The organism is Streptomyces yongxingensis (genome assembly GCF_055597465.1).
This window is the reverse complement of sequence record NZ_CM145717.1, coordinates 5443242-5466528: the sequence shown is the minus strand read 5'-3', so window position 1 is coordinate 5466528 and position 23287 is coordinate 5443242. Positions and strand designations below refer to the sequence as shown.

At 73.6% G+C, this 23287-nt stretch carries 17 protein-coding genes; 11 read left to right on the top strand and 6 right to left on the bottom strand.

The window, feature by feature from the left end; genetic code table 11:
• The 4 genes from ACZ6TD_RS23365 (at position 1) to ACZ6TD_RS23350 (ending at position 4410) form a co-directional block, all read left to right on the top strand.
• The gene (locus ACZ6TD_RS23365; protein ID WP_471357121.1) at positions 1-921 is read left to right on the top strand and encodes an alpha/beta hydrolase; all 921 of its coding nucleotides are present in this window, start codon (positions 1-3) and stop codon (positions 919-921) included.
• A gap of 65 nt (positions 922-986) precedes the next feature.
• The gene (locus ACZ6TD_RS23360) at positions 987-2420 is read left to right on the top strand and encodes a sensor histidine kinase (protein WP_471357117.1); all 1434 of its coding nucleotides are present in this window, start codon (positions 987-989) and stop codon (positions 2418-2420) included.
• Complete coding sequence (locus tag ACZ6TD_RS23355) at positions 2417-3121, top strand: response regulator (protein WP_471357115.1); 705 nt, start codon at positions 2417-2419, stop codon at positions 3119-3121. The genes ACZ6TD_RS23360 and ACZ6TD_RS23355 overlap by 4 nt, the downstream gene beginning before the upstream one ends.
• A gap of 65 nt (positions 3122-3186) precedes the next feature.
• The gene (locus ACZ6TD_RS23350; protein WP_471357112.1) at positions 3187-4410 is read left to right on the top strand and encodes a cytochrome P450; all 1224 of its coding nucleotides are present in this window, start codon (positions 3187-3189) and stop codon (positions 4408-4410) included.
• 110 nt (positions 4411-4520) lie between these two features.
• Here ACZ6TD_RS23350 and ACZ6TD_RS23345 read toward each other — a convergent pair whose 3' ends face one another.
• Together ACZ6TD_RS23345 and ACZ6TD_RS23340 are read right to left on the bottom strand one after the other, a co-directional pair.
• On the bottom strand, positions 4521-6173 hold the full coding sequence (locus ACZ6TD_RS23345; RefSeq protein WP_471357109.1) for an ABC transporter permease: 1653 nt from the start codon (positions 6171-6173) through the stop codon (positions 4521-4523).
• The gene (locus ACZ6TD_RS23340; RefSeq protein ID WP_471357107.1) at positions 6170-7087 is read right to left on the bottom strand and encodes an ABC transporter ATP-binding protein; all 918 of its coding nucleotides are present in this window, start codon (positions 7085-7087) and stop codon (positions 6170-6172) included. Before ACZ6TD_RS23340 ends, ACZ6TD_RS23345 begins: the two co-directional genes overlap by 4 nt.
• Positions 7088-7179: 92 nt before the next feature.
• On the opposite strand from ACZ6TD_RS23340, the gene ACZ6TD_RS23335 reads away from it, so the two are divergent.
• Positions 7180-7734 carry a GbsR/MarR family transcriptional regulator gene (locus ACZ6TD_RS23335; RefSeq protein WP_471357104.1) on the top strand — a complete coding sequence of 185 codons (555 nt, stop codon included), beginning with the start codon at positions 7180-7182 and terminating at the stop codon, positions 7732-7734.
• Positions 7735-7797: 63 nt separating this feature from the next.
• On the opposite strand, the gene ACZ6TD_RS23330 is transcribed toward ACZ6TD_RS23335, so the two are convergent.
• On the bottom strand, positions 7798-8847 hold the full coding sequence (locus tag ACZ6TD_RS23330) for a hypothetical protein (protein WP_471357968.1): 1050 nt from the start codon (positions 8845-8847) through the stop codon (positions 7798-7800).
• Positions 8848-9061: 214 nt separating this feature from the next.
• On the opposite strand from ACZ6TD_RS23330, the gene ACZ6TD_RS23325 reads away from it, so the two are divergent.
• Positions 9062-10345 (top strand): adenylosuccinate synthase, encoded by a 1284-nt coding sequence (locus ACZ6TD_RS23325; RefSeq protein WP_471357101.1) that lies wholly within the window; start codon positions 9062-9064, stop codon positions 10343-10345.
• A gap of 51 nt (positions 10346-10396) precedes the next feature.
• On the opposite strand, the gene ACZ6TD_RS23320 is transcribed toward ACZ6TD_RS23325, so the two are convergent.
• A complete protein-coding gene (locus ACZ6TD_RS23320; protein ID WP_471357098.1) occupies positions 10397-12235 on the bottom strand; it encodes a protein kinase domain-containing protein in 1839 nt (612 codons plus the stop codon).
• 51 nt (positions 12236-12286) lie between these two features.
• The gene (locus ACZ6TD_RS23315) at positions 12287-15226 is read right to left on the bottom strand and encodes a protein kinase domain-containing protein (RefSeq protein ID WP_471357097.1); all 2940 of its coding nucleotides are present in this window, start codon (positions 15224-15226) and stop codon (positions 12287-12289) included.
• Positions 15227-15554: 328 nt separating this feature from the next.
• On the opposite strand from ACZ6TD_RS23315, the gene ACZ6TD_RS23310 reads away from it, so the two are divergent.
• The 3 genes from ACZ6TD_RS23310 (at position 15555) to ACZ6TD_RS23300 (ending at position 18634) form a co-directional block, all read left to right on the top strand.
• Positions 15555-16931 carry an aminotransferase class III-fold pyridoxal phosphate-dependent enzyme gene (locus ACZ6TD_RS23310; protein ID WP_471357093.1) on the top strand — a complete coding sequence of 459 codons (1377 nt, stop codon included), beginning with the start codon at positions 15555-15557 and terminating at the stop codon, positions 16929-16931.
• A gap of 175 nt (positions 16932-17106) precedes the next feature.
• Positions 17107-17841 (top strand): GntR family transcriptional regulator, encoded by a 735-nt coding sequence (locus ACZ6TD_RS23305; protein WP_471357090.1) that lies wholly within the window; start codon positions 17107-17109, stop codon positions 17839-17841.
• Between the two features lie 142 nt (positions 17842-17983).
• Positions 17984-18634 (top strand): hypothetical protein, encoded by a 651-nt coding sequence (locus ACZ6TD_RS23300; protein ID WP_471357087.1) that lies wholly within the window; start codon positions 17984-17986, stop codon positions 18632-18634.
• Between the two features lie 95 nt (positions 18635-18729).
• Here ACZ6TD_RS23300 and ACZ6TD_RS23295 read toward each other — a convergent pair whose 3' ends face one another.
• Positions 18730-19464: an SLATT domain-containing protein gene (locus ACZ6TD_RS23295; RefSeq protein WP_471357084.1), complete on the bottom strand. Its 735-nt coding sequence runs from the start codon at positions 19462-19464 to the stop codon at positions 18730-18732.
• Between the two features lie 329 nt (positions 19465-19793).
• Here ACZ6TD_RS23295 and purD point away from each other — a divergent pair, with 329 nt between their 5' ends.
• A complete protein-coding gene (purD, locus tag ACZ6TD_RS23290; RefSeq protein ID WP_471357081.1) occupies positions 19794-21059 on the top strand; it encodes a phosphoribosylamine--glycine ligase in 1266 nt (421 codons plus the stop codon).
• A gap of 325 nt (positions 21060-21384) precedes the next feature.
• Complete coding sequence (locus tag ACZ6TD_RS23285) at positions 21385-23241, top strand: hypothetical protein (RefSeq protein ID WP_471357077.1); 1857 nt, start codon at positions 21385-21387, stop codon at positions 23239-23241.
• The last annotated feature ends 46 nt before the right edge of the window (positions 23242-23287 follow it).

Genomic DNA, 23287 nt, shown 5'->3' with positions numbered 1-23287 from the left:
ATGGGCGGGACGGCGGCGGGGTCGGCGGCCGAGGAGACGTCGGTCTTCGGGCTCGCGCCCGTGGAACCGGCCCGGACCGCCGCGTACGGCGCACACCCGGACCAGGTGGTGGACTTCTACCTTCCGCCACCCGGGACGGACCGCGCTGCCCGCCCCGCCCCGCTGGTCCTCCTCTTCCACGGCGGCGCCTGGCGCGCCCCCTACGACCGCCGCCATGTCTCGCCCTTCGCCGCCTTCCTGGCGGGGCGGGGCCTGGCGGTGGCGTCCGTCGAGTACCGGCGCGGCGGGGCGGACCCCGCGCGGGCCGGGCGGTGGCCGGAGACGTTCGACGACATCGCGGCCGCCGTGGACACCGTTCCGGGCCTCGTCCGGGAACTCGGGCTCCCCGGGGCCGACCCGGACCACGTGGTGCTCACCGGGCACTCCGCGGGCGGGCACGCCGTGCTGTGGGCGGCGGCCCGGCACCGGCTGCCGTCCGGCACTCCCTGGTATCTGCCCGCCCCCTCGCCGCTGCGCGGTGTCGTGGCCCTCGCCCCCATCGCGGACCTCGCCACCGCCCGTGCGCTGGACGTCTGCTCCGGCGCCGTCGACGAACTCCTCGCCGAAGGCGCCGGCGAAGGTGATGGCGAAGACGATGTCCACGTCGACGGCGATGAGCTGACGGTCCGGCTGGGCCTCGCCGACCCCGCCGCGCTGCTGCCCACCGCGATCCCCACCACCATCGTGCAGGGCGGCACCGACATCGATGTGCCACCGGCGGTCGCGGACGCCTTCGCGGAGGCGGCGGCCCGCGCCGGACAGGACGTACGGCTGATCAGGAGCGACGGCGGCCACTTCCCGCCCATCGACCCCACGACGCCCGCCGCGCACATCGTCGCCGAGGAGATCGCCCGGCTGGCGGGGGCGGACGCGGCCGCGTAGTACTTGAGACGGACGCCGCACAATCCACATTCCCGGGGACGACGCCGCGGCGCCCGCTCCCTACCGTGGACGGCGTGACTGAGACGATTCCGCGGACCGAACTCCGCACCATCCGCCGGGCGTTGTCCGATCTGTGGAAGGACTTGATCAGCGACGCCTTCGCCCTCCGCCCCCTGCCGCCCCTCGGCGCCACGCATCCGCTGGTGCGCAAGATGCCCCGGTCGGCCCTGCCGTACGCGCCGTGGCTGCCGCAGGCCGCGATCGCGGCCTGCGCCTTCTACCTCATGGCCGTGGCGATCGAAACCGAGGGCGCGGGTCTGGCCCTGCTCAGCGGTGTGCCACTGCTGTTGGCGCTCTACCGGCCGATCGGCGCCTGGTGGCTGTCGTTCGGGGGGAGCGTCATCTGGGGCCTGGGTATCACCGACACGAGTGCGGGCGGCATGTGGCCCTGGCCGCCGACCTTGTTCGCCTCGTATATCGCGGTGATGGTGATCGTCGCGTTCCAGAACCGCCCCCGCGTGGCCGGACAGATGCTGCTGCTCACGGCCGGGTTCGGGTTCGTCTACGATCTCGTCGCCGATTGGCGGCAGACGAACGTCTTCCCCATGGTGGTCACCTCCTGTGTCATCGTGGGCGCCGTCGTCGCCCGGCGCAGTCTGCGCGAGACCAAGCAGCAGGTGGCCGTGCAGCAGTCGGCCACCCACGAGGAGCGCTCCCGCCGCACCCTGCTGGAGGAGCGCGCGACCATCGCCCGTGAGCTGCACGACGTCGTCGCGCACCACATGTCGGTGATCGCCATCCAGGCGGAGGCGGCGCCCTACCGGGTGGCGAACCCGCCCGAGGAGCTGGCCACCAGCTTCGCGACCATCCGCGAGAACGCGGTCGCCGCGCTCACCGAACTCCGCCGCGTCCTCGGCGTCGTCCGCGCCGACGACCCCGATGCCTACGCCGACGCCGACCCCGAGGCGCCCCAGCCGACCCTCGCCACGCTCGACACGCTCTTCGCGGGGGTCCGGGCGGCGGGGCTGACCGTCGAGCACATCACCACCGGCGCCGTGCGGCCGCTGCCCTCCGGCGTGGAGCTGTCCGCGTACCGGATCGTCCAGGAGGCGCTGTCCAACGCGCTGCGGCACGCGCCCGGCAGCACCGCCCGCGTCGAAGTCGCGTACGTCCTCGGCGGTCTGGGCCTGCGGATCGTCAACGGCCCGCCCACGCAGGCCGTACGGCCCTCGCCGGGCATGGGCCATGGGCTGCTCGGGATGCGGGAGCGCGTGGCCATGCTGAACGGGGAGATGACGGCGGGCGCGGTGGAGGAGGACGGCGGCTACGAGGTCGCGGTCTTCATCCCGGCCGCCGCGCTCCCCGAGCCGGAGGCGTCCGGGCCGGAGGCGTCGGCACCGAAGCAGGGTCCCGCGCCGGAGGCACCGGGCCAGGCACCGGACCAGGCTCCAGGGCTGAAGAAGGGGCCCGGCCCGGAGGGGGAGACGATGAAGCCATGACCACCGACGCCCCCTCCCTCCCCGCTCCCATCCGCGTGCTGATCGCCGACGACCAGGTGATGGTCCGCGAGGGCTTCTCCGTGCTGCTGAACGCCCAGCCCGATATCGAGGTCGTCGGCGAGGCGGTCGACGGGCGCCAGGCCATCGCCCAGGTGGCCGTCCTGCGCCCCGACGTCGTCCTGATGGACATCCGGATGCCGGAGCTCAACGGCCTCGAGGCCACCCGTGAGATCGTCGCGGCGGACGCGGACGCCAAGGTGCTCGTCCTGACCACCTTCGACCTGGACGAGTACGTCTACCAGGCGCTGCGCGCCGGAGCGAGCGGCTTTCTGCTCAAGGACGCCTCCGCCCGTCAGCTCGGCGATGCGGTACGCGTCGTCGCGGCGGGCGAGGCGCTGCTCGCCCCGACCGTCACCAAGCGCCTGATCAGCACGTTCTCGCGGATCGGCGAGGCCGCCGGGTTCGGCGGTCCGCTTCCCTCACCGCGGGGGCGGCTGGCCGAGCTGACCGAGCGGGAGAACGAGGTCCTGGTGCTGGTCGCCCAGGGCTGCTCCAACGCCGAGATCGCCGAGCGGCTGATCGTCGCCGAGTCGACGGTGAAGACGCATGTCAGCCGGATCCTGGTGAAGCTGGGGCTGCGCGACCGCACCCAGGCGGCGGTGTTCGCGTACGAGGTCCGTCTGGTGACGCCCGGAGGCTGACCGGCCCGGTGAGCCCCCCGGGACTGCCCCTGGAGGCCGGGCGGGCCCGGCGGTACCGTCCGGGGATGAGCAGTAGTGCGGAAGCCCCCGCCTTCGACCCCTGGCGGCCGTCGTTCGTCGCGGACCCGTATCCGGCCTACGCCGAGCTGCGCGAGCGCGGCCGCGCGCACTGGTTCGAGCCCTCCCGCCAGTGGCTGATCCCGCGTCATGCGGATGTCGGCGCCCTGCTGCGGGACCGCAGGCTCGGCCGCACCTATCTCCACCGCTTCAGCCATGAGGAGTTCGGCCGCACCGCGCCGCCGCCCGAGCACGAGCCGTTCCACACCCTCAACGACCACGGCATGCTCGACCTGGAGCCGCCGGACCACACCCGGCTGCGCCGGCTCGTCTCCAAGGCGTTCACCCCGCGCACGGTCGAGGCGCTGGTGCCGACGATCCAGCGGCTCGCGGAAGAACTCGTCGACTCCCTCGTCACCGCGGGTGGCGGCGATCTCATCGCGACGGTCGCCGAACCGCTGCCGGTCGCCGTGATCGCCGAGATGCTGGGCATTCCGCCCGCCGACCGCCCCGCCCTGCGGCCCTGGTCGGCGGACATCTGCGGGATGTACGAGCTGAGCCCGGGGGAGGACACGGCGCGCCGGGCCGTGCGCGCGTCCGTCGAATTCTCCGCGTATTTGCGCGAGGTGATCGAGGCGCGCCGCAAGGCCCCGGGGGACGATCTGATCAGCGGGCTCATCGCCGCGTACGACGAGGGCGACCGGCTCACCGAGCAGGAGATGATCTCCACCTGTGTGCTGCTGCTCAACGCGGGCCACGAGGCCACGGTCAACACCACCGGGAACGGCTGGTGGGCGCTCTTCCGCCACCCCGAGCAGCTCGCCCGGCTCCGCGCCGACCCCGACGCGCTGCTGCCCACCGCCGTGGACGAGCTGCTGCGCTACGACACCCCGCTCCAGCTCTTCGAACGGTGGGTGCTGGAGGACATCGAGGTCGGCGGCACGGTGATCCCGCGCGGCAGCGAGGTCGCGCTGCTCTTCGGCTCGGCCAACCGCGACCCGGCCCGCTTCGACCGCCCCGACACCCTCGATCTCTCCCGCGCGGACAACCCCCACATCAGCTTCGGCGCCGGTATCCACTACTGCCTGGGCGCCCCGCTGGCCCGACTGGAGCTGATCGCCTCCTTCGGCGCCCTGCTCCGCAAGGCGCCCGGGCTGCGGCTGGTCGAGGAGCCGGAGCGGCGGGCGAACTTCGTCATCCGCGGTGTCCGGGAGCTCCAGGTCGAGCTCTGACCACGGAGCCCTGAGCACCAAGACCCGGCACGGAGACAAACGAGCCCCCTGTTGTCCACAGCCTGTGGACAACAGGGGGCGGTTGCCGGGGTGTGGTGGGCCGACGGGGGTCAGCCGCCGATGTCACGGCGGCGCATGCCCACCAGTCCTCCGGCGGCGAGAACGACCGAGAGGAGCAGCAGCCACAGGAACGGTGCGGCCGTCACCTCGTCGCCCGGCAGCTTCGGCAGATGGCTGAAGGGCGAGGTGTTCATGACGGAATCGGACAGCTCCAGCGCCGGGCCCATCCAGCCCAGGGCGACCACCCAGCCGACGAAGGCCCAGGCCGCGGCCGAGTACTTCGGCACCACGCCCACGAGGAAGAGCGTCACGCTGGTGAGCACCCACAGCGCCGGGAGCTGGGAGAGGGTGGCACCGAGGCAGCGGGGGAGCTGGTCGGCCAGATCGCCCGCCGCGATGCCGTAGCCCAACCCCAGCGCCAGACCGCCGATGGCGAGGATGACGACCGGGCCGAGGTACGCGATGACCAGGTGGCTCCCGGCCCAGCGCAGCCGGCCGACGGCGTTGGCCAGCAGGGGCTCCGCGCGCTGGTCGGTCTCCTCGCTGCGCAGCCGCAGCACGGAGGTGGCGGTGTAGACGGTGAGGATGGTGCCGAGGACGCCGACCATGGCGGCCAGGAACGCGTCGTTGAGCCCCTGGGCGCCACCCATCCGCTGGATGATCTTGCGGGTCTGGTCGCTGTCGCCGAGGAAGTCGTTCGCCCCGTCGGAGATGCCTCCGAAGATGGCGCCCGCGAAGACGATGCCCGCGGCCCAGCCGAGCAGGGCACCGCGCTGCAGCCGCCAGCCCAGGCCGTAGACCCCGTTCAGCAGCGGGCCGGCGGCCGGCGGGCCGGGACGGCTGGCGTAGAAGCTGGCGCCCACGTCGCGGCGCCCGGCGAGGGAGTACGCGAGGGCGATCGAGGCCGCGGCGAGCACGGCGATCAGCAGCAGCGGCCACCAGCGCTCGTCCGCGTACGGCCGGGCGTACTCGGCCCAGCCCAGCGGCGAGAGCCAGACCAGGACATGGCCGGAGCCCTTGCTGCCGTCCTCGGCGGCGTCACCCGCCATGCGCAGCACGAAGGCGACGCCGACCGCGGCGGAGCTCAGGCCCCGGGCCAGCCGTGCGTTCTCCGTGAGCTGGGCGGCGACGGCGGCCAGACCGCCGAAGGCCATACCGGACAGCCCGACGGCGAGGCCGAGGGCCAGCGCGCCGGTGCCGCCCTGGGCCGCGAGGCTGCCCGCGATGAGCAGGGTCACCGCGCCGTTGGCGATGGCCACGGCGAGCAGGGCCGAGGTGAGCCCCGCGCGGCGGCCGACCATGCCGGCGGAGAGGGCCTCCTGGCGGCCGGTCTCCTCCTCCTCACGGGTGTGCCGGATCACGATGAGCAGGCTCATGATCGCGGCGAACACCGTAAGGAAGGCACCCACGCGCCAGACGGTGAGCGCGCCCAGCGTGTCGTCGAAGGCGGCGCCGAACAGGGCCCGGGTCGAGCCGTTCCCGTTCATGTCCTGGACGAGGTTGGCGCGGCGGGCGGGGGTGTCGTACGCGCTCTTCAGACGGCCGACGGTGCTGCTGGCCGTGAGCCCCAGGCACAGCACCCACACCGGCATCATGATCCGGTCACGGCGCAGGGCGAGCCGCAGCAGCGTGCCCGTGCCCGCCAGATCGTGGGCCGATCCGCGGGCGCGGGGGGAGACCCGGGCGTCGGCTACGGCGGTCATCGGGCGATCGCCTCGGCTTCCGTGCCCGTGATGTCGTCCTGGTAGTGGCGCAGGAAGAGCTCTTCCAGGGTGGGCGGGGTGGAGATGAGGCTGCGCACCCCGGCCTGGGTGAGCTGCCGGAGCACGGCGTCCATCTTGTCGGATTCGACCTGGAGCTTGACCTGGCTGCCCTGGATGTCCACGTTGTGCACACCGGGGAGGCCGGACAGGCCGTTCGGCTCGCCGGCGAGCTCCGCGGTCACCGACGTACGGGTCAGATGGCGCAGCTCGGCGAGGGTGCCGGACTCCACCCGCCGGCCCTTGCGGATGATGCTCACCCTCCGGCAGAGCGCCTCGACCTCGCTGAGGATGTGGCTGGAGAGCAGCACCGTACGACCGCGGTCGCGCTCCTCGGCGACGCACTCGCGGAAGACCTCCTCCATGAGCGGGTCGAGCCCGGAGGTCGGCTCGTCGAGGATCAGCAGCTCCACTTCGGATGCGAACGCGGCGACCAGGGCGACCTTCTGGCGATTGCCCTTGGAGTACGTACGGCCCTTCTTGGTGGGATCGAGCTCGAACCGCTCCAGGAGCTCGGCGCGGCGTGCGGTGTCCAGGCCACCGCGCAGCCGCCCGTACAGGTCGATGACCTCTCCACCGCTCAGGTTGCGCCACAGGGTGACGTCTCCGGGGACGTACGCGATGTGGCGGTGGAGGTCGACCGCGTCGTGCCAGGGGTCCTTGCCGAGCATCTGCACCGCGCCGGAGTCGGCGCGGAGCAGCCCGAGGAGGACCCGGATGGTCGTGGACTTCCCGGCGCCGTTGGGCCCGAGGAAGCCATGGACCTCACCTGCCTCGACTTCGAGGTCGAGGCCGTCCAACGCGTGGGTCCGGCCGAAGGACTTGTGGAGGCCGGACACGGAGATTGCCGTTTTCATGATTCCGAAGCTACGCTAGTTTCACAAATTTGTGAAGTTAAGGAACCATATAAACTTATGATGATGTGACGAAGAGAGGAGATGATGAAGCGGTGAGGGAGACGATCGAACCGGAGGGCGCGCCCGATGAAGCGCGCGGTGAAGCGGCGCGTGACGAGGCGGCGGTGTCCAGGTTCGTCGAGCGGTTCGCGGCCGATCTGGCCGAGGCCGGGATGCAGCGCATGGCGGCGCGGGTCTTCGCGGCGCTTCTCGTCTCCGACTCCGGGGCCCTCACCTCGGCGGAGCTCGCCGAGCGGCTGCGGATCAGCCCGGCCGCGGTCTCGGGCGCGATCCGCTATCTGTCCCAGGTGGACATGGTGGTGCGGGAGCGCGAGCCGGGCTCCCGCCGCGATCGCTACCGGCTCTACAACAACGAGGTCTGGTACGAGACGCTGACCCGCCGGGACCAGATACTCGCCCGCTGGGAGAGCACCATGCGCGACGGCGCGAAGGTGCTCGGCCCCGGCACCCCGGCGGGGCTGCGGATCGCCGAGACCGCCGACTTCTTCGAGTTCGTCCAGCGGGAGCTGCCCAAGATGCTCGCGCGCTGGCGCACCCAGCAGGCCGAGCGCCGCGCCGCCGAGGCCCGCGAGGCCGAAGCGGGCTGACGGCCGGCCCGGCCCGCCCGCGCCGCCCGGCCCCACCGGGCCCCGCGGCGGCGCGAGTGAGGCTCAAGGGCGGTGGGGGAGCATCAGGCTCCAGGCCCCGGCCAGGACCGTCCAGGTGCGGCTGCGGACCGGGCCGTGGATCAGCGCGTCCGCGTGGTAGCGGAAGTCCGGGCCGGAGACGGTGACGGCCCGGGCCCGGGTGCGCAGGGGACCGCCCGCCGCGTGGGGATGGACCACGATCTCGGCCAGCCCGCCGCCCGGCGCGGCCGTCGAGACCGAGACCCGCTCCACCGGCCGGTCCAGATCGGTCAGCAGCACTCCGTCCGCCTCGATCCGCAGCCGCTGCGGCGGCGGATGCGCCGGGCGCCGGGCGCCGCCCGCCAGCCCGATCACCGGGAGCGAGAGCAGCGTCAGCGCGGTGCGGGCGGTGCGGGCCGCCGGGCTCCACCACGGCCGGTGGCCGTCGCCCTCCCGCTCCGGGTCCTCCCGGTCGTGGCCGGGCGGGCCCGTAGCGTCCCGGCCGTCCTCGGCGTCCTCGGCCCGGCGGCGGTCGTGGGCGCAAGGGTCGCAGCCGCAGTCCCGGGCCCTCGCCCCGTCGTCGTGCGGCGCCGGGCCGTGCCCGTCCGCTCCGGCCGTCCCGTCCGGCCCCGCCGCCGCGCCGCGGCCGTCGCCCGGCGTCCCGTCGTGCGCACCGTAAGGAGCGAGTCCGGAGGGGATCCGCAGACCGCCGAGGACCACCCCGCCGCTCTCGTCCACCAGCAGGTCACGCGGGCGCGCGGTCCCGTCGAGGACCGTACGGGCCGCGGCGACCGCGTCCGTCGGCACTCCGAGCGAATGGGCCAGGGCGACCGTGGCGGAGCCGCCGACCGGGACCACCGACAGCGTGGCGTCCGCCAGCTCCCGCCGCCGGTGCAGCAGCTCCACCATCCGCAGCAGGGCGCGGTCGTCGCCCACCAGCACCGGCCGGCGGGCGCCCCGGCGGGCCAGTGCCCGCTCGACCTCCTCCGGGCCGTCCGGCAGGCAGATTTTCGTCTGCGCGCCCGCACACAGCACATCCTTCGCGATCCGCACCGACTCCCCGTCCGTGCGGCGGGCGTTGGGGTCGATGACCATGAGCAGCGGGCGCCCCCGGGCGGTGTCCGGCGCAGGGGGCCGGGGATCTGGAGCCGACACCTCGGTCCTTCCTCAGGTAATCTCTCGGTGCAAGAGCCCCTGTCGCTGTTGCGCCAGGGGCTTCGTCTATCCGGGGCACCGGTTCGACGGCTCTTGTGGTGGCGCGCGTCACCATGCACGTTGGACATGCCCCGCCCGGAAGGGGTGTACGCCTGTGCCCGCACTTGTGCTGCTCGGTGCTCAGTGGGGTGACGAGGGCAAGGGAAAGGCCACCGACCTGCTCGGTGGCTCCGTGGACTACGTAGTGCGCTACCAGGGCGGTAACAACGCGGGCCACACGGTGGTGGTCGGCGACCAGAAGTACGCGCTGCACCTCCTCCCGTCCGGAATCCTCTCGCCCGGGTGTACCCCGGTCATCGGCAACGGCGTCGTCGTGGACCCCGCGGTCCTGCTCTCCGAGCTGAGCGGTCTCGCCGACCGCGGCGTCGACACGTCCAAGCTGCTGATCAGCGGTAACGCCCATCTGATCACGCCGTATCACACGACCCTCGACAAGGTGTCGGAACGATTCCTCGGCAAGCGGAAGATCGGCACCACCGGCCGCGGCATCGGCCCGGCCTACGCGGACAAGATCAACCGGGTGGGCATCCGGGTCCAGGACCTCTTCGACGAGTCGATCCTGCGGCAGAAGGTCGAGGCGGCCCTGGACTACAAGAACCAGGTGCTGGCCAAGCTCTACAACCGCCGCGCCATCGCGGTCGACCAGGTCGTCGAGGAGCTGCTGGGCTACGCGGACCGGCTCGGCGGCTATGTCGCCGACACCACCCTGCTGCTCAACAACGCCATCGACCAGGGCCAGGTCGTGCTCTTCGAGGGTGGGCAGGGCACCCTGCTCGACGTCGACCACGGCACGTACCCCTTCGTCACCTCCTCCAACCCGACCGCGGGCGGCGCCTGCACCGGCACCGGCGTGGGCCCGACGAAGATCAACCGCGTGATCGGCATCCTGAAGGCGTACACCACCCGCGTCGGCGCGGGACCGTTCCCCACCGAGCTCCTCGACGAGGACGGCGAGAAGCTGCGCACGATCGGCGGCGAGCGCGGTGTGACCACCGGGCGCGACCGGCGCTGCGGCTGGTTCGACGCGGTCATCGCGCGCTACGCGACCCGGGTCAACGGCCTGACCGACTTCTTCCTCACCAAGCTGGACGTGCTCACCGGCTGGGAGCGGATCCCGGTGTGCGTGGCCTACGAGATCGACGGCAAGCGCGTCGAGGAGCTGCCGTACAGCCAGACCGACTTCCACCACGCCAAGCCGATCTACGAGACGCTGCCGGGCTGGTCGGAGGACATCACCCAGGCCAAGACCTTCGACGAGCTGCCGAAGAACGCGCAGAAGTACGTCCAGGCGCTGGAGGAGATGTCGGGCGCCCCGATCTCGGCGATCGGCGTCGGGCCGGGCCGTGACGAGACCATCCAGATCAACTCGTTCCTCTGATCACTCGGCGGGAGCCCGGCTCTCGGGAGCGCGGCCCGCGCGTCGGCGTCACTACGCCGCGGGCGGGCCGAACACCCCGGCGGGCTGCTGCGGCTGACCGACGGGCCGCGCGGCCCGCTGCTCCTGCATCTTGGTGATCCGCCGCACCACGGCGATGGCCAGCGACGCGGTCAGGATGCCGATCGAGTCGTCGACGATGCTGATGATGACGCTGGGCCGCTGTTCCCGGACGTTGTCGCCGACGATCTCGCTGGTCCCGTTCACCGGGAACATCACGAACATGATCACGAAGAACGTCCACCACCAGTGCAGCACCGCGCGCCCGTGGCGCCCGGGCCCCGGCGGAGCGCTGGAGGTCCAGACGTCGTTGGCGATCTGCTTGGGCAGCCACAGTTGGGCGATCGGGATGAACCAGGCGCCCACCGCGTAGCCGCTGCCGAACCGCTGCCGCCCGGGGTTGAGCACCGTGGAGTTGAGGTAGGCGGTCCGGAACCAGACCAGCCACAGCACGACGAGCACCAGCGCGGCGACACCGGTGCCGCTGTCCATCGCCTCGACGTCGCTCCGCTTGCTGTAGAGCAGGTCGTTGGAGACCGTGCCGGAGTCGACGGCGAAGTAGGCGTCGAGCAGCGAGATGTTCAGCGCCATGTCGAGCAGCGTCAGCACCAGCCAGATGCCGAACATGCTCATCAGCGCGGTGGCCAGCCCCCGGATCGGCCTCAGCCGCGTGCCCGGGGCGGGGTAGCCCATCGGCGTCTGATAGCCGCCCTGCCAGGGCTGGGTGGCGGGCTGGGACATCTGGTACGCGGGACCCCCGGCCGCGTGGGCGTGCGGGGCCGCGTACGCCGACGGCGTGCCGTACGCGGAAGGGCCGGGCGGGGTGTGCGCGGCGGCCTGCGGGGTGTGCGCGGTGGCCTGGGGGTGGCCGTACGCCGACGGGCCCTGCTGCGGCGACGCCATGGCGTTCGGCTGCGCGTTCTCGGCCTCCACCTCCAGCAGTTGGAGCGCGTCCCGCCCCAGCCGGGCGAGCAGTCCGCCCGGCAGCCAGGGCTCGCCGTCATCGGCCACCGGCCGGGTGGCGGCCACCAGTTCGTCCACGGACGGCCGCTTGGCCGGGTCCTTGTCCAGGCACGCGGTGACCAGCCCGCGCGCGCCGTCGGGGAGCCCCACCAGATCGGGCTCCTCCTGGGCTATTCGGTACATCAGGGCGTGGATGCCGCTGTCCAGGTTGCCGAAGGGCTGGCGTCCGGTGGCGGCGAAGGCGAGCACCGAGCCGAGGCAGAAGACATCGCTCGCGGCGGTGACCGGCTCACCCCGCACCTGCTCGGGCGACATGAACCCGGGCGAGCCGACGACCGCGCCGGTCACCGTCAGATTGCCGCCCGTGGTGGTGCCCACGGCGTCCAGGGCGCGCGCGATGCCGAAGTCGATGACGCGCGGACCGTCGATGGTGACGAGGATGTTGGACGGCTTGAGGTCGCGGTGGACCAGCCCGGCGCCGTGGATGTCGCGCAGCGCGAGGGCCAGTCCGTTCGCCAGGATCCGCAGCGAGCGCTCGGGCAGCGCCCCGAAGTCCTCGGCGACGACGCTGTGCAGGGACGGACCGCCGATGTAGCCGGTGGCCACCCACGGCACCTCGGCGTCGGTGTCGGCGTCGAGGACGGGCGCGGTCCACTGCCCGCCGACCCGTCTGGCCGCCTCCACCTCCCGCTTGAAGCGGCCGCGGAAGTCGGCCTGGCGTGCGAGTTCGGCCTGTACGAGCTTCACCGCGACGGTGCGGCCGCGGGCGGAGCGGGCGAGATAGACCCTGCCCATTCCGCCCTCGCCCAGCTTGCCGAGCAGCCGGTACTCGCCGATCCACCGCGGGTCCTGGGCCCCGAGGTTCTCCATCGCGGTGTGGCTCCTGTCCCTGTGCCGATAGTCCCTCTGCCGATCGGCCGATCAGTCGAGGCGGGTGAACGTCTGTGTCATCGTCTCATCGCTGTAATCGTCCGGGTCGTCATATTCGACACGCAGCTTGTCATGTCCGGAAGATGTGAACGTGAGTGACGTGCCGGGTCCGCAGAGATTCTTGGGGGTGCCCCCGGTGAACTTCGAGGGGCTGAGGACGAGCCCCTTCTCCACCGAGGCCAGGACCCGGTCACCCTCGCAGTGGTACTTCTTGCTGTCCGCGACGTCCTGGGCCACCACGGAGCCGATAGCGCCCTGTTTGATGGTGATCTTCAACGTGGCGTCGGGCTTCCCGAACGCGTCCTTGGCCAGCCACGTGCCCACGTATCCGGAGGGGATGGGCTTGCCGCCGCTCTTGGAGGGGCGCAGCGTCGCCTCGGAGGAGCCGTCCGTGGTGCTCCAGGCGAGGGTGCCGTCGTTGCCTATCCGCAGCGTCTGCTCGCCGACCGCGCTGCAACTGTCCTCGGGGATGCTGGTGGCGACCTCCTCGTCCTCGATGAGGAGCAGGCTGTCCACCGACTTGAGCTTGGCGGAGTCCTGGCAGAACGAGTCCGAGTCGGAGGTCAGGGTCTCGGCGACGACCGCGCCGACCGGCCCCTGCGAGAGCACGACCCGGCGGATCTTGCCGGTCGACTCGCCGCTCTCCTTGATCTCGCCCTCCCAGGCGCCCAGATACTCGGTGGGCACGTCGCCCGTCGTATCCAGCTTGGTCGCGGACGGATCGGGGCCGTCCGAACCCCCGGTGGGGCCCTTGGAGTTGCCGCCGCCTGATCCGCCCGGGTCCGCGGGCGGGGTGTGGGTCATCTTGTCGTAGTCGGTCTTGGCCCGGTCGCCCTTGTCGTCGTTCTCCTTGACGATGACGAGCGCGGCGACCCCCGCTATGAGGGCGGTGGCGACGGCGGCGGAGATGACGATGAGCGTCTTACGGCGCCGCCGGTTCGGCTTCGGGGGTGTCTGCGACGAGCCGCCCCCGGGTCCGCTCGGCGCACCGGGTCCGTTGGGTGCACCGGGTCCGCTCGGTCCGCCGAACCCGGCGGAAGGCGACCCGGCGGCCGCCCCGAACGAGGTGACCGCGGGCGGCCCAAAGCCATGCGAGGGCGTCGGCGGCTCGCCCTCCGCGCCCGCCTGCGGCGCCTGCGGCGCCTGCGGGGGCGTGGCGTGCGACGGGTAGCCGTACGCCCCGGGGGCGTAGGGCCCGGCGGAACCGGGAGAGTCGGGAGAAGCGCCGCCCGCACCTGCGTGCGGCGGTGTGGCGCTTCCGGGCGCGCCGTGGCCGGGCGTGCCCGCGTGCGGGGCGCCGTGCTCCGGCCCGGCCTGCCCGGCGCCCGCGTGCGGCCCGGCGGACGGTCCGCCGGGTGTTCCGGGCGCGGCGGTGTGCGGGGCGCCGTGGCTTGGCGCGGCGCCACCGGGCGCCTGCGGCGCGGCTGCCTGCGGTGCGCCGGGCGAGCCGCTGGGTGTCGCGTGTGAGGCGCCGTGGCCCGGTGTGGCGCCACCGGGGGCGTTGGGCGAGGCGGCGGAGCCCCCCGCCGCCCCGGCCTGCGGCGGGTTCGCGCTTCCGGGTGTGCCGTGGCCCGCTCCGGCCTGCGGCGCGTCCGCCGATGGCGTGGCGTCCCGCGGCCCGGCGGCCGCCCTGCTGTGCCCTGGGGCGCCCGCCTCGGGCGCGGCGGCCTGCGGGGCGCTGGACTGCCCGGCGGGCCGGCGCGGGTCGGCCGACGGCGCGCCTGCCCGCGGCCCGGCGGCTGGGTCGGGGGTGCCCAGGTCCTCGCCCGCCTGCGGCGCGGCCGGGTGCCCGCCGGGCTGGGCCGGGCCGCCCTGTGCCGCACCCGCCGAGGGCGGAGTGGACGGAGCCGGGGGGAGTGGCGCGGCCGAGGGGCGGGGCGGGGTGGTCGGTGGCGGGGGTGTGGGGGGTTCCGCCGGGGCCAGGGGGTACGACGTGGCCGACGGCGGCGCGGAGGGCGGCGGCGGTACGGCGGGGCCCGTCGCCCCGGCCACGGGCGGTACGGCGGGCCGCGCGGGCACCCCCGGCCCGGCGGGCGTCTCCACCTCCAGCAACTGCACCGCGTGCCGCCCGAGCTGGGCGACGAGCGTGCCCGGCAGCCACGGTTCGCCGTCGTCGTCCGCCCCGGCCGTACGCTCCAGCAGCGCCTCCAGCGAGGGCCGGTCGTCCGGGACCTTCCTCAGGCAGTCGGTGACGAGGTCCCGCAGCCCCTCCGGGAGTCCCTCCAGGTCCGGCTCCTCCTGGGCGATGCGGTACATCACCGCGTGCACCCCGCTGTCGGCCGTGCCGAAGGGCTGACGGCCGGTCGCCGCGTAGGCGAGCACCGAGCCGAGGCAGAAGACGTCGCTGGCCGGGGTGACCCGCTCGCCGCGCACCTGCTCGGGCGACATGAAGCCGGGCGACCCGACGACGGCGCCGCTGCGCGTGAGGATGCCGTCGGTGACGGTCTCCAGCGCCCGCGCGATCCCGAAGTCGATGACGCGCGGACCGTCGATGGTGACCAGGACGTTGGACGGTTTGAGGTCACGGTGGACGAGACCGGCGTCGTGGATGTCGCGGAGCGCCTGCGTCAGGCCGTTGGCCAGGATGCGGACGGTCCGCTCGGGCAGACGGCCCGACTCGGCGACGATCGCGTGCAGGGAGGGGCCGGCGATGTAGCCGGTGGCGACCCACGGGGTGGCGGCCTCGGTGTCGGCGTCCAGCACCGGCGCGGTCCATGTGCCCCCGACCCGCTGTGCGGCCCGCACCTCCTGTTTGAACCGCCGCCGGAATTCGGCCTGTTGGGCGAGCTCGGACTGGACGAGCTTCACCGCCACCGTGCGGCCGCGTGACGAATGAGCCAGGAACACCCGGCCCATGCCACCCGCGCCAAGGCGCCGGAGCAGCCGGTACTCACCGATCCAGCGAGGGTCCTCGGCCCCCAGGTCTTCCATGCGTCGATCGTCCCTTCCCCGTGAATCCCCCTGATCAGCCCCCCGGAGAGAATAAAGGCGGCTGAGAGCGAAGTGGACGACGCGGACGATCCGTTATCGGTTCCGTATCCGTCCTGTGTCACTCCAGAGCCGGAGATACGGAATCCCGGGAGCTGCGGAGGGGACCGCCGGGGGCGAAATCCGGACAGCCGCGCTCCGACCACCTGCGACGGCCACAGGGCCACCACCGCCCGGCAGGATGTCGGCGTACGACCCGAAACCCGGACAGGCTGTCGGTGCCGGGCGCGGGCCCGGGGTCCGTACGCTGGTGCCGCCCCGACCGCGAGCGATGCGAGGTACGAACGTGTCCGTGCAGCCCAGCCCCGACCACGCGGCCGGCGCCGCCGTCAAGGCCGCCGACCGCGCGCATGTCTTCCACTCCTGGTCCGCGCAGGGCCTGATCGACCCCCTCGCCGTCGCGGGCGCCGAAGGCTCGTACTTCTGGGACTACGACGGCAACCGCTACCTCGACTTCTCCTGCCAGCTGGTGAACACCAACATCGGCCACCAGCACCCCAAGGTCGTGGCCGCGATCCAGGAGCAGGCCGCGAAGCTCTGCACCATCGCGCCGGGCTTCGCCGTGGACGTGCGGTCCGAGGCGGCGCGGCTGGTCGCCGAGCGCACCCCGGGCGACCTCGACAAGATCTTCTTCACCAACGGCGGCGCGGAGGCGGTGGAGAACGCGGTCCGCATGGCCCGGCTGCACACCGGCCGCGCCAAGGTGCTCTCCGCCTACCGCTCGTACCACGGCGCCACCGCCGCCGCGATCAACCTCACCGGTGACCCCCGCCGCTGGCCCTCCGACACCGCCTCGGCGGGCGTGGTGCACTTCTGGGCGCCGTTCCTCTACCGCTCGCCCTTCCACTCCGACAGCGAGCGGCAGGAGTGCGAGCGCGCGCTGCGCCACCTCGAGGACACCATCGCCTTCGAGGGCCCGCAGACCATCGCCGCGATCATCCTGGAGACCATCCCCGGCACCGCCGGGATCATGGTCCCGCCGCCCGGCTACCTGGCCGGGGTCCGGGAGATCTGCGACCGCTACGGCATCGTGTTCATCCTGGACGAGGTCATGGCGGGCTTCGGCCGCACCGGCCACTGGTTCGCGGCCGACCACTTCGGCGTCACCCCGGACCTGCTGACCTTCGCCAAGGGCGTCAACTCCGGCTATGTGCCGCTCGGCGGCGTCGCGATCTCCGCCGAGATCGCCGCGACCTTCGACCGGCGCCCCTACCCGGGCGGGCTCACCTACTCCGGCCACCCGCTGGCCTGCGCCTCGGCCGTCGCGACGATCAACGCGATGGCGGAGGAGGGGATCGTGGAGAACGCCGCCGCGATCGGGGAGAACGTGATCGGCCCCGGGCTGCGGGAGATCGCCGAGCGCCACCCCTCGGTCGGCGAGGTGCGCGGCCTCGGCGTCTTCTGGGCGCTGGACCTCGTGAAGGACAAGGAGACCCGCGAACCGCTCGTGCCGTACAACGCGGGCGGAGCGGACAACCAGCCGATGGCGGACTTCGCGGCGGCCTGCAAGCGCGGCGGTCTGTGGCCTTTCGTGAACATGAACCGCACCCATGTCGTGCCGCCGTGCACCGTCACCGAGGCCGAGGCCAAGGAGGGTCTGGCGATCCTGGACGAGGCGCTGAACGCGGCCGACGCGCACACCTCGTAGCGGCCGCCGGTACCGGTTTCCCGGCGCTGCCCGTTTGCCTCTGGCCGCTGCCCGACGGCTGCCCGGTGTAGACCACCGCCGCACTCTGCGTGTTCCGCGCAACGGCCCTCGCATATCGTGATGCGAGGGCCGTCCGCTTTCTTACACCGACGGCCGTGGAAGGAGACGGTCCTCGATGCCCGTGCCCGGCACCAGCCCGGTCAAGCGGAACACCCTGCGGCAGCAGATCGCCGACGCGCTCTGTGACGAGGTGCTCGCGGGCAGGCTCCCTGCGGGGCGCCAGTTCACCGTCAAGGAGATCGCCCAGCAGTACGGCGTCTCCGCGACCCCCGTCCGGGAGGCGCTGCTGGACCTGTGCTCCCAGGGGCTGCTCGATGTCGAGGAGCACCGGGGCTTCAAGGTCCACGAGTTCACCATCGACGACTTCCGGCACATGGTGGACGCCCGCACGATGGTGGTGGAGGGCGTCTTCCGGCACTACGTCGAGCAGACGCTGAACAGCATGACCCCGCAGGCGCTGGCCTCGGTGCGGCGGCGGGCCGAGGAGGCCGAGCGGGCCGCCCGCTCCGGTGACCTGGACATCCTCATCGGCTACGACCTGCGCTTCTGGCGGGAGATCTGCGGGCTGGTCGGCAATCCGTACGTGTCGGACTTCCTCCAGCGGCTGCGGGTGCAGACCTGGGTGTTCACGGTGCCGTACCTGCGCCGCGTCCCCGATCTGCGGGGTCTGCTGTGGACGGGGCACTGCGAGCTCACGGCGGCGGTCACCCGTGGGGACCCCCATGACTCGGAGCGGCTCATAGCGGCGTACAACACGCATTTCCGTGCGCTGATCGAGCGGTTGGCGGCGGGGGAGGCGACGCGCTCGCAGAACCGGACGGGGGCCGCGCCGGAAGTCAACTCCCCCTGATCTCGTTCTGAACTCTTCGCGAACTCCACCTGGTCCATGGGCCCCGGCCCCCCAGGGCTGACGTCCCGCACTCTTCGCGCCGCGTACGTGGGGCATTACGCTGGGCCGACCATCGACCGTACGGATACGAGAGTGAGATCGCGTGGCATGTGACCTCTGGCTGGTCCCCCTCGTCGATGTGCTGTGCCACAGCCCCGACAACCCCTTCGCCGAAGAGATCGCCGCGTACGACAAGGCGCTCGGTGATGCCGGTCTGCCGCCCGTGCCCATCTTCAGTTATATGCCGGGTCTTTCCGGGGATGTCGCCCCGGTGGCCGGTTTCGACTACGACGCGCTGCACTTCCTCCGCCGCGCCTATCTGCTCCAGCTGTGCGGACTCGCGGTGACGCCGGTGGACGAACTCGGCGGGGACTACGAGCAGTTGCTGGAGATGTTCGAGCCCACGGCCCAGCAGTCGCATCTGGTGTGGCACTACGACCACGCGGGCGCGTACGTCCCCGTCGACTTCCAGAGCCCGCTGTCCAACGACGAACTCCTCGAGGGCGGCGGCCCGTTGGGCTCCAGCCATGGACTGCTGCGCGAGTTGGAGGCGGTCGCCCCGGCGCTCGGCATCGACCCGTCCAACCCCCCGGCCGCCCCCGCGCCCCCGGCCCGCCCCACGAGCCTGGAGGAGCCGGCGGCGTCGGTCCCGTACGAGGACAGCCCGTTCGCGCGGGAGCGCCATGTGTGGCTGGGCCTGCACGCGGCGGCGACGCGCAGTCTGGGCCAGGGCTCGATGATCGTCTTCAGCTGACCACCGAGCTGACCGCCGTCTCCGGGAGGCCCCGCGGCCGTCTCCGGGACCCCCGACCGTCATCGGCGAGGGCTCCGACGGCCCCGCGGCCGTCATCAGCGGGGCGGCTCGGGAGGACGCTGCCGGGGCATATTGGGCCGGGCGGGGCCCGGCGGCAGCGGAAAGCGGCTCGCGGGGCTCCCGCTGTCCGGACGGGAGCCCTGGGCCATCAGCGACTGCGTGACCAGCGGCGCCGAACCGGACCCGAAGTCCGCCATCCAGCCCGCCGTCTCGGCCCGCACCAGCTCCGACACGTCCTCGCAGAACCGCCGCAGCACCGACAGACACCGCTCCACGGCCTCGCTCGCGGTGCCCTCGGTCGGGCCCAGCACCTCCCGCACGCTCTCCGACGCCCAGTCGAACTGCAGCGCCTCCAGCCGCCGCCGCACCGCCTGCGCCGTGGCCATGTCCCGCATCCAGCCGGACGTCAGCCCGAAGAAGCGGTCGCCGCCGACGCAGGCCACCGCCAGCAGCAGCGCCAGCGCGCCCCAGCCGGCGCCGCCGTCCAGCGTTCCGTTCAGATCCAGCAGCGGCAGTACGGCCCCCACGACCCCCGCCACCGCGGCCCCCACCCGCAGCACCCGGGCGGCCCGCCGCTTCCACACCCGGTCGGCGAGGTACCACCCGGCGACCTCCAGCGCGCCCTCCTCGACCCACTGGTACAGCTCGTCGAGCCGCTCCGCCGGCTCCCCCCAGTCGCCGTGCGGGAAGGGCCGGCCGAGCAGGTCACCCTGTTTCCTCGCACCCTCCTGCCGAGGGAGCCCCTCGGGCTGCATCTCCGGCTGACTCACCGTGCGACTCCCTCTGCGGCGGCGTTTCTCCTGCGCGCGGCTGACGCGCGACCACCATTCCTACCGCCGAACGGCTGGCCACGAGGACCCGATCACCGGATTTCAGCCCGTAAGAGCTGCCCCATCGGGTATAGGGCCGCCCGCTCCTCACCCAAAAGAGTGCCCCCGCTCACGGGGCGTAGGGCCTCGCCCGGGGCTCCCGTCCGAACCGCGCCGAGCCGCGCCGAGCCGCACTCGAGCCGCCCGCGGACCGCCCTCGGACCACCCGCGGACCGCGCAGCGGCCCCCACCGCACAGCGCCCGCCGCCCCAGGCAATAGGCTGCCTACCGTGAAGGTCCTCGTCATCGGCGGCGGCGCCCGCGAACATGCCCTGTGCCGCGCTCTCTCCCTCGACCCCGACGTCACCGCACTGCACTGCGCCCCCGGCAACGCCGGCATCGCCGAGGTGGCCGAGCTGCACGCGGTCGACGCGCTCGACGGTGCCGCCGTCGCCGACCTCGCCGCCTCCCTGGGGGCGGGCCTGGTGGTCGTGGGGCCGGAGGCCCCCCTCGTGGCGGGGGTGGCCGACGCCGTGCGCGAGCGCGGGATCCCGGCCTTCGGGCCGTCCGCGGAGGCCGCGCGGCTCGAGGGCTCCAAGGCGTTCGCCAAGGACGTGATGGCGGCGGCCGGTGTGCCCACCGCCCGCGCCTATGTGTGCACCAGCCCCGCCGAGGTCGACGAGGCGCTGGACGCCTTCGGCCCGCCGTACGTCGTCAAGGACGACGGCCTCGCCGCGGGCAAGGGCGTCGTGGTGACCGAGGACGTCGAGGCCGCCCGGGCGCACGCGCTGGCCTGCGGCCGGGTGGTGATCGAGGAGTTCCTGGACGGCCCTGAGGTCTCGCTCTTCGCGATCACCGACGGCGAGACCGTGGTCCCGCTCCAGCCCGCCCAGGACTTCAAGCGCGCCCACGACGGCGACGAGGGCCCGAACACCGGCGGCATGGGCGCGTACTCCCCGTTGCCCTGGGCGGACCCCGCCCTGGTGGACGAGGTCGTGGCCACGATCTGCCAGCCCACCGTCGACGAGCTGCGCCGCCGCGGCACGCCCTTCTCCGGGCTGCTGTACGCGGGCCTGGCGATCACCTCGCGCGGGGTGCGCGTGATCGAGTTCAACGCGCGCTTCGGCGACCCGGAGACCCAGGTGGTCCTGGCCCGGCTGAAGACCCCGCTGGCCGCGGTGCTGCTCGCCGCCGCCACCGGCCGCCTGGCGGCCGAGCCGCCGCTGCGCTGGAGCGACGGCGCCGCCGTGACCGTGGTCGTCGCCTCGCACAACTACCCGGGCACCCCCCGCACCGGCGATCCCATCACCGGGCTGGACGAGGTGGCCGAGAAGGACGGCCCCAAGACGTACGTCCTGCACGCGGGCACCAAGCGGGACGGCGCGTCCGGTGAGGTGGTGAGCGCGGGCGGCCGGGTGCTCTCCGTCACCGCGACCGGCTCCGACCTGGCGAAGGCGCGCGAGCGGGCCTACCGCGCGGTGGGCCGGATCGGCCTGGAGGGCTCCCACCACCGCTCCGACATCGCGGCGAAGGCGGCCGCCGAAGCGGGCTCGTAACCAGAACCGGAGACGGCTGTAAGAAGTGTCTCAACCGGGGGCTCGAGCGGGCCGGTGAACGGTCCGGAAGGCCGCTTCGGCCTGTTCACACGGGGCCTGGCGTCGCCATCGCGAAGTTCCCGGTTTTGCCCAAGGCCATTCCATTGGGTGAGCGGTTCCGCATCCTGCTGACGCGCGCCCGGCCCCCAACTAGTGTGCCGCTCAGGCGAGGTGCGGCAACTGGCCCACCGGCATTGCGGAGTCGGCGGCCGGTGCGACAGTGGGTGGGGAGAAGACAACGCCGCCGTCGTCCGCTGTTCAAACACCGGCCGGACAGTAGGGGGTGATGAGAACCGTGGCAGGTCCCGAAGCAGGTGCCCTGGCGGCGCGCGCCCGCGCCCTCGCGGTACTGCGCATCCGGAGCACCGCGCTCGCGGTCGCACTCCTCCCGGCCGCCGCCGCCGTCGTGCTGCTGGCCGGAAGCGCCACCGGCAGCATCGGCGGCTCCCAGGACGAGGGCTGGACCGCCCTGCGCTGGGTGGTGACCGGGAGCGCCCTGGTGGTCCTGCTGCTGGCGGCGGCCGTGGCCGCCGTGATCGTCCGGGCCAGGCCCGCGCTCACCCCGACGGTGCCCATCGCCGAGGAAACGGCGCCCGACCTGTACCAGCTCGTCCGCGAACTGGCCGAGCGTCTGGAGGTCCCCGCGCCCTCGGCCATAGCGCTCACCCCCGACTGCGACAGCTGGCTGGAGGACCGTACGCATCCGGCGCACGCCCACCGCCGGGAGCGCCGGGACCGCGGCGCCCTCGCGGTCGAGGAGCCCCGCCCGGTGCGCGGCGCCGGAGGGCCCGGCCCGGCGGCCGGAGCGGACCGGGTCGTGGACCGCCTCGAGCGGCGCGCCCCGCGGGCGCCGGTGCTGGTGATCGGCTCGCCGTTCCTGTGGTGGATGCGGGTCGCCGAGCTGCGCGCGCTGCTCGCCCCGGTGGTCGCGGGCACCGGCCCGTCCGTCCACCCCGACATAGCCTCCGCCCGCCGCTTCGTGCGCGGTCTTGACGCCGCCGTGGCCGTCGCGGCCCGCGGCGGCGAGCCGCCGTCCGGGCCCGCGCCCGCCCTGGTGGCGGCGGTGCGCCGGCCCGCCTTCGCCTTCGTCGGCTGGGTGGCCCGGCTGCTGCTGCGCGGCTGCCGGGACCACGCGGCCGAGATGGAGCGCGCGGTCGCCGCGGCCGCCTCCGAGCGGGCCCAGTCGGTCGACTACGGGCTGCGGATCGTCGCCCAGGAGCAGGTGGGCCTCGCCTACGCGGGCTGGGACCGGCTGCTGACCCGGGTGGCGCTGCCCGCCTGGCGGATGGGCCGCTGGCCCTCCCGGCTGGACGCGGGCGTGGTCTCGGCGCTCACCGAGCTCTCCCGCCGCGACCGGCTCGCCGAGGGGTTCACCTCCCGGCTGAGCGAGCGCCCGGCCTGCGACCTGCTGGAGGAGCCCGGGGCGATGGACGAGGCCACCTCGCTGCTCGCCGCCCGCCTCTTCCACGGCGGCCCGCCGGAGCCGGGCCCCGACTGGTCCCCGGTCGACTGGGGCGCGTATCCGGAGGAGGTCGTGGACCGTAAGTGGCGGCAGGAGGCCGCCCGGCTGAACCGGCTCCTGGACGAGCGGGACGACACCCACGAGCCCGTCGGCGCCGCCCCCGCCCCGGCGGCCCGCGCGAGCGGGCCCGCCCCGGCCACCCTGGCCCGGGTCATCGACCGGCTCACCGCCGCCCCGTCCGGCCCCGCCGACGGCGCCGACGGCGGCGCCCCCCGCCTCGCCGCCCGGCTCAGCGTCGAGGTGGCCCGGGAGGAGGCCGCCGCCACCCGGGCGCACGGCCAGGGCCCCGCGGCGGGGGCCGAGGGGCCCGCGGGCGGCTCCGGCGGCGACCCGTGGATCGACGGCTTCGCCCCGGCGTTCCCGCTCCAGCCGCCCCGCACCGGCCGGGAGCTGCTCGCCGACCACGTCACCGCCATGGTCTGCTGCGCCGCCGTGGACACCGCGGGCGCGGCCCCCGGCCTCGACTGGCTCGACGGGCCCGCGCTGCTCGTCGGCGGGCGGCGGCGGGCCGATCTGGCCCATCCGGTGCTGAGCCTGGTGGAGGACGGCGACGACGGACCGCTGCGCGCCTGGCTCGGCGAGGTGGGGGTCCGCCCGGAGAAGCCCGTCCGGCTGGTGTAGCGGCGCATAGTCCGCCGAATACCGCTCCTATGTCCACCCTTGTCGC